Origin of the sequence: Lentzea sp. NPDC051213 (genome assembly GCF_044455585.1) — a bacterium.
In the GTDB taxonomy this organism is placed as follows: Bacteria; Actinomycetota; Actinomycetes; order Mycobacteriales; family Pseudonocardiaceae; genus Lentzea.
Genome location: NZ_JBITEX010000008.1, coordinates 469,066 through 478,755 on the forward strand (window position 1 = coordinate 469,066; position 9,690 = coordinate 478,755).

Sequence of the window (9,690 nt, forward strand, 5' to 3'; positions counted from 1 at the left end):
AGTGGACCCCTTACGCTCTGGCCGTGTCCAAGCTCGCCACCGCTGCCAAACGCCTCCTCGTGGGCAGGCCGTTCCGCAGTGATCGCCTCGCTCACACCCTCCTCCCCAAACGCATTGCCCTCCCCGTGTTCGCGTCGGACGCCATGTCCTCGGTCGCGTACGCGCCGGAGGAGATCTTCCTGATGCTGTCGGTGGCGGGCCTGAGCGCCTACGCGATGGCACCGTGGGTGGGCGTCGCGGTCGTCGTGGTCATGCTCACCGTGGTCGCCAGCTACCGGCAGAACGTGCACGCCTATCCGTCCGGCGGCGGTGACTACGAGGTCGCGACGGTCAACCTGGGACGCAGAGCAGGGCTGACGGTGGCGAGCGCCCTGCTCGTGGACTACATCCTCACGGTCGCGGTGTCCATCTCGGCGGCGGCGGCGAACATCGGCTCGGCCATCCCGTTCGTCGCGACGCACAAGGCGGAGTTCGCGGTCGCCGCGATCGTGCTGCTGACGGCGGTCAACCTGCGCGGCATCCGCGAGTCCGGCAGCGCGTTCGCCGTGCCGGTCTACGCGTTCATGATCGGCGTGTTCGGGCTGATCGGCTACGGCCTGTTCCGCGGCTTCGTGATGGGCGACGACATGCGGGCGGAGAGCTCCGGCCTGGAGATCCACGCCGAGCAGGACCACCTGATGGGCCTCGCGTTCGTGTTCCTGGTGCTGCGCGCGTTCTCGTCCGGTTGCGCCGCGCTCACCGGTGTCGAGGCGATCAGCAACGGCGTGCCCGCGTTCCGCAAACCCAAGTCCCGCAACGCCGCGACCACGCTGCTGCTGATGGGCGGCATCTCGGTGGTCATGCTGATGGGCCTGATCGTGCTCGCTCAGCTGACCGACGTGCGGATGGCCGAGTCGCCGGACCACCAGATCACGAACGCCCCGGACGGCTACGTGCAGAAGACGATGGTGGCGCAGATCGCGCACGCGGTCTTCAACAACTTCCCGCCCGGCTTCTTCTTCATCGCCGGTGTCACCGCGCTGATCCTGGTGCTCGCGGCCAACACGGCGTTCAACGGCTTCCCGGTGCTCGGCTCGATCCTCGCCCAGGACCGCTACCTGCCGCGCCAGCTGCACACCCGTGGCGACCGGCTGGCGTTCTCCAACGGCATTCTCTTCCTGGCCGGGTTCGCGGTCGTGCTGGTGATCGCGTTCGACGCCGAGGTGACCAGGCTGATCCAGCTCTACATCGTGGGCGTGTTCGTGTCGTTCACGCTGAGCCAGCTCGGCATGATCAAGCACTGGCAGCGGTTGCTGAAGACCGAGGCCGACGTGCAGGCGCGCAGCAGGATGCGGCGGTCGCAGGCGATCAACACGTTCGGCCTGGCGCTCACCGCGACCGTGCTGATCATCGTGCTGATCACCAAGTTCACCAAGGGCGCGTGGATCGCCATCGCCGCGATGGCCGCCATCTACGCGTTGATGACGGCGATCCGCAAGCACTACGACACCGTCGCCGAGGAGCTGCGGCAGCAGGAGCGGGTGCGCACGCTGCCGGCGCGCAACCACGCGATGGTGCTGGTGTCCAAACTGCACATGCCGACGCTGCGGGCCCTGTCCTACGCCAAGGCCACGCGTCCGGACGTGCTGGAGGCCGTCACGGTCAACGTCGACGACGGCGACACCCGCAAGCTCGTGATGGAGTGGGAGAAGGAGAGCTTCAAGATCCCGCTGAAGGTGATCGAGTCGCCGTACCGCGAGATCACCAAGCCCGTGCTCGACTACGTGAAGCGGGTGAAGTCGGACAACCCGCGCGATGTCGTTACGGTGTTCATTCCCGAGTACGTGGTCGGTCACTGGTGGGAGCAGCTCCTGCACAACCAGAGCGCGTTGCGGCTCAAGGGAAGACTGCTGTTCCAGCCCGGTGTGATGGTGGTCAGCGTGCCGTGGCAGCTCGCATCGTCCACAAAGGTGCGCGACAAGGACGTCATCGCACCGGGCGCTGTCCGAAGGGGACTGGACGACCGATGAGCTGGGTTGGCGAGAAGTTCGAAGTAGAGGTCGGTCCCGTCGCACACGGTGGCCACTTCGTTGCACGGCATGAGGGTCGCGTTCTGTTCGTGCGGCACGCACTGCCCGGCGAGCGCGTCGTGGTGTCCGTGTACGAGGACAACGGCGGGTCGTTCTGCCGTGCGGACGCCGTGGAGATCCTGGAGCCCTCACCGGACCGCGTCGAGGCGCCGTGCCCGTTCAGCGGGCCGGGGATGTGCGGTGGCTGCGACTTCCAGCACGTGTCGTGGGAGGCGCAACGGGCGTTGAAGGCCCAGATCGTCCACGAGCAGCTCGCCCGCATCGGCAAGATCGAGCGTGAGGTGGAGGTCGAGGCGCTGCCCGGCGGCCCGCTGGAGTGGCGGACCCGGATCCGGATGGCCGTCGGCCGCGACGGAAGGCCGGGCTTCCGCGGCACCCGTTCCCACGATGTGATCCCGATCGACCACTGTGTGATCGCCCGGCCGGGCATGGTCGAGGCCGTGACCGACCGAAAGTGGCGAGCTCAGGAGCTGACGATCACCCAGGACGGTGACGGCAACCGGCATGTGGGTGAGGTGCGCGGCCGACACACCGTGCGACGCGCCGGAACCGGTACAGCCGTTGAGACCGCCGCCCAACGAAAGTGGCGAATTTCCGCCGACGGTTTCTGGCAGGTCCACCCGGCGGCCGCGGACACGTTCGCGAGGGTCGTGGGGGAGTGGGCCGCGGCGGAACCGGGGCAACGTGCGTGGGACCTCTACGGCGGTGCGGGGCTCTTCGCGTCGGTGCTCGCACGGCAGGTCGGCGAGACCGGATCCGTGCTGGTCGTGGAGTCTTTCCCCGGTGCCGTCGAGGACGGCCGGCGCAACCTCCGCCGCATGCCTCAGGTCGAGTGGGTGTCGGACAAGGTGGAACGTGCGGTGACGCGCCGACTGCCCGTTGAGGACCCTCATGTCGTGGTGCTCGACCCCCCTCGCAAGGGGGCGGGCAAGGTCGTTGTGGCTGAAGTCGCACGCCGCCGTCCACAGCGGGTCGTCTACGTGGCCTGCGACCCCGCCGCACTGGCGCGTGACCTGGCTGAATTCACAGTTCAGGGGTATCGGCTCGAAGACCTGCGGGCGTTCGACGCGTTCCCGATGACACACCACATGGAGTGCATCGCGTTGCTCGTACCTGAGACCAGGTGACAAAGCGTCTCAGTCGAGTCTCCGTAGACTGAGCGGCAGTCTTCAGGAGTGAGGTGGGCGTGGTGACCCTGCTGGAGTCCGTGCATGGACCAGCGGATCTGAAACGGATGGACGAGGCGCAGCTGAAGCAGCTGTGCGAGGAGATCCGGCGTTTCCTGGTCGACAAGGTGTCCAAGACGGGCGGGCATCTGGGCCCGAACCTGGGTGTCGTCGAGCTGACCGTGGCGTTGCACCGCGTGTTCGACTCGCCGCAGGACCCGATCGTGTTCGACACCGGACACCAGTCGTACGTGCACAAGATCGTCACCGGTCGCCGCGCCGGCTTCGACCGGCTGCGCAAGCAGGGCGGGATGTCCGGCTACCCGTCGCGTTCGGAGTCCGAGCACGACGTGCAGGAGAGCTCGCACGCCTCGACGGCGCTGTCCTACGCGGACGGTCTGGCGAAGGCGAAGCAGATCACCGGCGCCCACGGCCACGTGGTCGCGGTCGTCGGCGACGGCGCGCTGACCGGCGGCATGTGCTGGGAGGCGTTGAACAACATCGCGGCGGACAAGACGCGTCCGGTCGTGATCGTGGTCAACGACAACGGCCGCTCGTACTCGCCGACGATCGGTGGTCTCGCGGACCACCTGTCGTCGCTGCGGCTGCGCCCCGGCTACGAGCGCGTGCTGGAGAAGGGCAAGAGCGCGCTGCAGCAGACGCCGTTCTTCGGCAAGCCGCTCTACGCCGCGTTGCACGCCGCCAAGCGCGGCATCAAGGACGCGCTGGCGCCGCAGGCGATGTTCGAGGACCTCGGCCTGAAGTACATCGGCCCGGTCGACGGCCACGACATGACGACGCTGGAGTCCGCGCTGCAGCGCGCCAAGTCGTTCGGCGGCCCGGTGATCGTGCACGCGGTGACCCGCAAGGGCATGGGGTTCGCGCCCGCCGAGAACCACCAGGCCGACCAGATGCACGCCACCGGCGTCATCGACCCGATCACCGGCGAGGACGTCAAGCCGTCCAAGCGCACCTGGACGCACGTGTTCTCCGACGCGCTGGTGGAGGTCGGCCGCGAGCGTTCCGACGTCGTGGCGATCACCGCCGCGATGCAGGGGCCCACGGGCCTGGACCCGTTCGCCAAGGCGTTCCCGGCGCGCTTCTTCGACGTCGGCATCGCCGAGCAGCACGCGCTGACCTCCGCCGCCGGCCTGGCGATCGGCGGCCTGCACCCCGTCGTGGCCGTCTACGCGACGTTCCTCAACCGGGGGTTCGACCAGCTGCTGATGGACGTCGCGCTGCACAAGCAGGGCGTCACGGTCGTGCTGGACCGCGCGGGCGTCACCGGCCCGGACGGCGCGTCGCACCACGGCATGTGGGACATGTCGATCCTCGGCGTCATCCCCGGCGTCCACGTGGCGGCGCCCCGTGACGCGGGGACGCTGGTCGAGGAGCTGCGCGAGGCCGTGGCGATCTCGGACGCACCGTCGGTGATCCGCTACCCGAAGGCGTCCGTCGGCGGCGACCTGCCCGCTCTGGAGCGCATTGGTTCCGTTGACGTGCTTCGGCGGTCGGGCAACGACGTGCTGTTGGTGACCGTCGGCGCGTTGGGCGAGCTCGGTATCGAGGCCGCGCAACGGCTGGAGGACCAGGGCATCGGCGTGACGGTCGTCGACCCGCGCTGGATCTACCCGATGTCGGTGGACCTCGTGGAGATGGCGGCGTCGTTCAAGCTCGTGGTGACCGTTGAGGACGGTGGCCGCCACGGTGGCTTCGGCTCCTCGCTCGCGGCCGCGATGCGGGACGCCGATGTCGAGGTGCCGTTGCGCGACATCGCGTTGCCGCAGAAGTTCCACGACCACGGCGAGCGTCCCGAGGTGCTGGCGTTGTGCGGCATCACCGCGCAGGACGTCGCGCGTCGCGTCACCGAGTGGGCTTCGCGGCTGGAGTGCCTGCCGGTCGAAATCGACGAGCCCGCGGACAAGCAGATCGGCTAACCTCCACCTCGCGCCCGCTTCTTTGTGGCCCGGCAGGTCTTCCTCGCCGGGTTCCACGGTCCAGGCGGGTGCTGGGTGCCTTAGAAGCATCAGGTTCGATCCCTGAACGCCACGACCCCGGTCGCACACGGGGGTTTCGGGCTTTGCGAGTCCCCTGTGGACTCCCGCCCGCCGCCCTGCCTGGCCGGGGTCGTGGTCTGCCTGGACGGAGGTGGAGACGATGAAGCACACGTTGTACCCGTGGGAGCGGGGCGTCCGGTTCGACCGCGGCGTGCTGATCGGCGAGGTGGAGCCGGGACAGCACAAGTTCTCGCGGCACGTCGTGCTGCACCGCGTCGACGTCCGTCCGCGCACGATGACTCCCGCCGCGCAGGACGTGCCGACCTCGGACGGTGTGCTGGTGCGCGTCACCGTGGTGGTGCGGTGGGCTGTGTCCTCGCCGACGAAGTTCGTCGTGGAGACGGCAGCGCCTGAGGCCGAGCTCTACACGGCTGTGCAGCTGGCGTTGCGCGGTGCGGTGCTGACGCGCGCGCATTCCGCTGTCGACCCTGAGCGCGATGCCATTGCGGCCGAGGTTCTGGCTGGTGTCGCCGTACGGGCTGATGAGCTGGGTGTGTCGGTGGCCGACGTGGCTGTCCGTGATGTCGTGATGCCCGGTGAGCTGCGGCGGGCCGCACTGGCCGAGCTCGTAGCGGCGTCCGAGGGCCGTGCCGCGCTGGAGCGGGCACGCGGGGAGACCGCGGCGCTGCGGTCGTTGCTCAACGCGGCCCGGCTGGCGGAGGAGCACCCGGCGTTGCTGGAGCTGCGTGCCCTGCAGACGGCGACGACCGTGGTGGTGGATCGGGCTAAGCGAGCCTGACCGGCAACGCGTGCAGCCTGCTGCCCATGATCCCGCCGGGTGAGCTGTGGGTCAGCGGTGCGGTGGCCGTCGCGTTGGGATAGCCGGTCCTGAACGTCTCGGCGAGGGCTTTGAGTTCGAGCTGGGCGAGCTGTGCGCCGATGCAGAAGTGCGGGCCGTACCCGAAAACCAGGTCCGGTGTGCTCGTGAGGTCGACGAGCACCGGTGAGCCCTGGGGCAGGTGCGTGCCCGCGATCTCCACGTCGGTGGTCGTGAAGCGCCAGAGCGTGAACGGTGCCGGGGGATGCTCGCGGAGTGTCTCCCGGACCAGTTCGTCCGCGGATTCGTTGGCGTCGCTGAGGATTCTCGCGATGAGGAAGCCCGCCGCGAGGTCGGTGGTGAGCTGGCCGGCGAACAGGATCGTGAAGATCTGGTAGTCGCGGTCCTGCTCGGTGCTGCCGTCCGGCATGCGCAGCTCCGCGGTCGCTTCCGTTGCCAGGCGGGCGAATCCGGCCATCGCGGCGGGGACGTTGGCGGGGTAGTCGACGTGCATCAGGCGGCAGGCGTCCATCGCCGTGCCGACGTGGTGCTCCGGGATGCCGAGCAGTTCGCAGAGGACCGCCAGCGGGTAGCGGGTCGTGAAGTCGTCGATCAGGTCGACCTCGTTCGGCAGTTGGTTGAGCAGCTTCGCCGCGATGGCCTGCATGCGTGGGTAGAAGGCGCGCATCTTCGCCGCGCTGAAGAGGGGCGCGAACGCCTTGCGCAGCCGTGTGTGTGGCTCGCCGTCGAGTGTGGTCACGGACATCTGCTCGGCGGCGGTGGGTTCAAGACCTGCCGTGCGGGTGTCCCAGTGCTTCGGTGCCAACGCGGGGTCTTTGGCGAAACGGCCGTCGGACAGCACTGTTCTGGCCAGGCCGGGGTCGGTGATGATCCAGACGGGGTGGTCGTACCAGGTTTGCTGCATCACGCAGTAAACGTAGCATTCAATTACTGCGTAACGCAGCGACTGCGTGGTGCAAGTAGGCTGCCGGCCATGACGGAAGAGGTCCTGCGGGCCATCGCGCGGTGGCAGATCCCGGTCATCCAGTTCAACGGCATGCTCGCCGAGCAGCTCGGGATGACGTGGACGGACCTGCAGGCGCTGTACGTGCTGGCCAACCAGGGGCCGGCCAGTCCGGGCGAGCTGGCCCGCCGGGTCAACCTGACCAGTGGATCGGCGTCGCGGATGATCGAACGGCTGGTGCAGGCGGGCTTCGTGCGCCGGGTGCCGGACCCGCTCGACCGGCGGAAGGTCGTCATCGAACCGGACGAGGACGCGGTGCGGCGGGTCGGCGGCCTCTACGACTCGCTGAACGAACGCCACCGCGCTGACCTCGGCTCTTTCAGCGAAGCCGAGCTGGCCGTGGTGCTGCGCTTCCTCACCAGCGCGGCCGTGCGGACCGAAGAAGAGATCCAACAGCGCACGTGAAGGTGTCGTTAAGCGCCTTCTCAGGTGCATGTGGCACCTTTGTGGCGTGCGGATTCTGGTAGTCGAGGACGAGGCGCCTCTGGCCGACGCGATCGCTCGCGGCCTGAGGCGTGAAGGTATGGCCGTGGACGTCGCCTACGACGGCGAGAGCGGGCACGAGAAGTCGACCGTCACGCGGTACGACGTAGTAGTGCTCGACCGCGACCTACCTGGGATGTCCGGCGACGAACTGTGCAAGGAGATCCTCAGCTCCGGCGCGCTCACCAGGGTCATGATGCTGACCGCCAGCGGGACGATCGAGGACCGCGTGGCCGGACTGTCGCTGGGAGCGGACGACTACCTCGCGAAGCCGTTCGCGTTCCCCGAGCTGGTCGCGCGCGTACGGGCGTTGGCTCGGCGTGCGACCCCGGCGACGCCACCCGTGCTGTCCGCTCAGGACGTGGAGCTGGATCCGGCGCGACGCACCGTGGCGCGTGGTGGGCAGCCGATCGAGCTGACCCGCAAGGAGTTCGGCGTGCTCGAGGTGCTGCTCGCGGCCAAGGGTTCGGTGGTGAGCAGCGAGGAGCTGCTCGAGCGCGTGTGGGACGAGAACGCGGACCCGTTCACCACGACCGTGCGCGTCACCGTCATGACGTTGCGCAAGAAGCTCGGCGAACCGGGCATCATCGACACCGTCGTGGGCTCCGGTTACCGGGTGCCGAGTGCTTCGAACGGACCAGCTGAGGACTGAACATGCGTCGGCGCGGGCCGGGGCTCCGCCTCCGGATCACGCTCCTCACCACCGCGCTCGTCGCCGTGGTGAGTGCTGTGCTGCTCTTCCTCGGGTGGGTGCTGGTCGGCCGGGTCTTCGACTCCTCCCCGTCCTTTCCCGCGGGTAGTCAGGTCACCGTCGACGGCGTCACTGTCGACGTGACGGTGCTGACGGACGCTTTGACCGCCGCCGCGCGCCAAGACCTGCTGCGGGCCGGGTCGATCGCGTTCGCGTGCATGGTGCTCGCCGCCGCGGTGCTCGCGTGGACGTTCACCGGTCGCGTGCTGCAGCCGTTGCACGACGTCACGGGTGCCGCGCGCCGGTTGTCGGCGGAGTCGCTGGGGTCCAGGTTGCGGCTGGAAGGGCCTCGCGACGAGGTCGCCGAGCTCGCGGACACGTTCGACGCGATGCTCGACCGGCTGGAGGCCGCCTTCGACTCGCAGCGCCGGTTCGTGGCGAACGCGTCGCACGAACTGCGCACTCCTCTCTCGGTGGTGCGCACGGAGCTGGACGTGACGCTGTCCGATCCGGATGCCGACGTCGAAGAGCTGCGGCGCATGGCCGGTGTCGTGCGTGCGGCGGGGGAGCGTGCCGAGCAGTTGGTGTCGGCGCTGCTGCTGCTCGCGCGCACGGATGGTGTCGGGCTCGCGGTGCGCGAGCCCGTCGACCTGTCGGCGGTGGTCGAGTCCGCGTGGAAGGCGGTGCGGGCCGAGGCCGAGGTGCGTCATGTGCGCGCGGTGTTCCGATGCGTGCCGGCGCTCGCGGTCGGAGATCCCGCCCTGCTTGAGCGCATCGCGGGGAACCTGCTGGAGAACGCCGTCCGGCACAACCACGTCGGCGGGTGGATCGAGACCGCGGTGGAGACCGGGCCGCAATGGTCCGTCCTGCGGGTGTCGTCGTCGGGTCAGCTCATCCCGCCGGACCGCGTCGAGGAGCTGTTCGAGCCGTTCCGCCGCGGGGGCAAGGACCGCACCAGCCAGTCCGGCACCGGCCTCGGGCTCTCGATCGTGCGGGCGGCGGTGGCGGCGCACGGCGGGTTTGCGCAGGCAGTGGCCGTGCCGACCGGTGGTCTGTCGGTGACCGTGCACCTGCCGAGCGCACCCAGCTGACACCCCGGACGATGTCACCGTCGAGATTGCCTACGTGGCCCCGGTCACACTGTGCGTCGATCTTGCCTGGTTTGGGCCAGTCGCGTGCCATCTGACCTGCGGTTACGCCGTAAGTGACCCCCGATTTGGATGTTGGATGGCCGCCGTGTAACTTTCTCTCTGCCAGCGCGGAACGGGCCGGAAAACAACCGGAACGGAGCGCGGCGAAAGACTTCTAGACCAACACCAGCCCCGGAAGTTCCCTCCTCGCGGAGATGGACTGCGGTGTGCGCGTGTTCTTTGAGAACTCAACAGCGTGCCGATAACACAGCCAGTAATATATGAATTACCTCCTCGTCGAGGTAATTCCTTT

Annotated in this window: 8 protein-coding genes; 7 read left to right on the top strand and 1 reads right to left on the bottom strand. The window is 68.6% G+C overall.

Going from position 1 to position 9,690, the window contains the following annotated elements; genetic code table 11:
* Nucleotides 1–23 precede the first annotated feature (23 nt).
* The 4 genes from ACIA8G_RS34080 (at nucleotide 24) to ACIA8G_RS34095 (ending at nucleotide 6,031) form a co-directional block, all read left to right on the top strand.
* Entirely contained in the window at nucleotides 24–2,009 is a 1,986-nt protein-coding gene (locus ACIA8G_RS34080; protein ID WP_396422826.1) for an APC family permease, read from the top strand.
* Nucleotides 2,006–3,196, top strand: coding sequence for a class I SAM-dependent RNA methyltransferase (locus ACIA8G_RS34085; protein ID WP_396422827.1), 1,191 nt, complete (start codon nucleotides 2,006–2,008; stop codon nucleotides 3,194–3,196). Before ACIA8G_RS34080 ends, ACIA8G_RS34085 begins: the two co-directional genes overlap by 4 nt.
* A gap of 62 nt (nucleotides 3,197–3,258) precedes the next feature.
* Nucleotides 3,259–5,172 carry a 1-deoxy-D-xylulose-5-phosphate synthase gene (gene dxs / locus ACIA8G_RS34090; protein ID WP_396422828.1) on the top strand — a complete coding sequence of 638 codons (1,914 nt, stop codon included), beginning with the start codon at nucleotides 3,259–3,261 and terminating at the stop codon, nucleotides 5,170–5,172.
* Between the two features lie 220 nt (nucleotides 5,173–5,392).
* Nucleotides 5,393–6,031, top strand: a complete 639-nt coding sequence (locus ACIA8G_RS34095) for an SPFH domain-containing protein (protein ID WP_396422829.1) — start codon at nucleotides 5,393–5,395, stop codon at nucleotides 6,029–6,031.
* On the opposite strand, the gene ACIA8G_RS34100 is transcribed toward ACIA8G_RS34095, so the two are convergent.
* Complete coding sequence (locus ACIA8G_RS34100) at nucleotides 6,018–6,974, bottom strand: cytochrome P450 (RefSeq protein WP_396422852.1); 957 nt, start codon at nucleotides 6,972–6,974, stop codon at nucleotides 6,018–6,020. The two genes, ACIA8G_RS34095 and ACIA8G_RS34100, sit on opposite strands and share 14 nt — an antisense overlap.
* Before the next feature lie 69 nt (nucleotides 6,975–7,043).
* Between ACIA8G_RS34100 and ACIA8G_RS34105 the strand changes: the two genes are divergently transcribed.
* Genes ACIA8G_RS34105 through ACIA8G_RS34115 form a run of 3 tightly spaced genes read left to right on the top strand, consistent with a single transcriptional unit; the run spans nucleotide 7,044 to nucleotide 9,338 of the window.
* Nucleotides 7,044–7,478 (top strand): MarR family winged helix-turn-helix transcriptional regulator, encoded by a 435-nt coding sequence (locus tag ACIA8G_RS34105; protein ID WP_396422830.1) that lies wholly within the window; start codon nucleotides 7,044–7,046, stop codon nucleotides 7,476–7,478.
* 46 nt (nucleotides 7,479–7,524) lie between these two features.
* The gene (locus tag ACIA8G_RS34110) at nucleotides 7,525–8,208 is read left to right on the top strand and encodes a response regulator transcription factor (RefSeq protein ID WP_396422831.1); all 684 of its coding nucleotides are present in this window, start codon (nucleotides 7,525–7,527) and stop codon (nucleotides 8,206–8,208) included.
* 2 nt (nucleotides 8,209–8,210) lie between these two features.
* Complete coding sequence (locus ACIA8G_RS34115; protein ID WP_396422832.1) at nucleotides 8,211–9,338, top strand: sensor histidine kinase; 1,128 nt, start codon at nucleotides 8,211–8,213, stop codon at nucleotides 9,336–9,338.
* The last annotated feature ends 352 nt before the right edge of the window (nucleotides 9,339–9,690 follow it).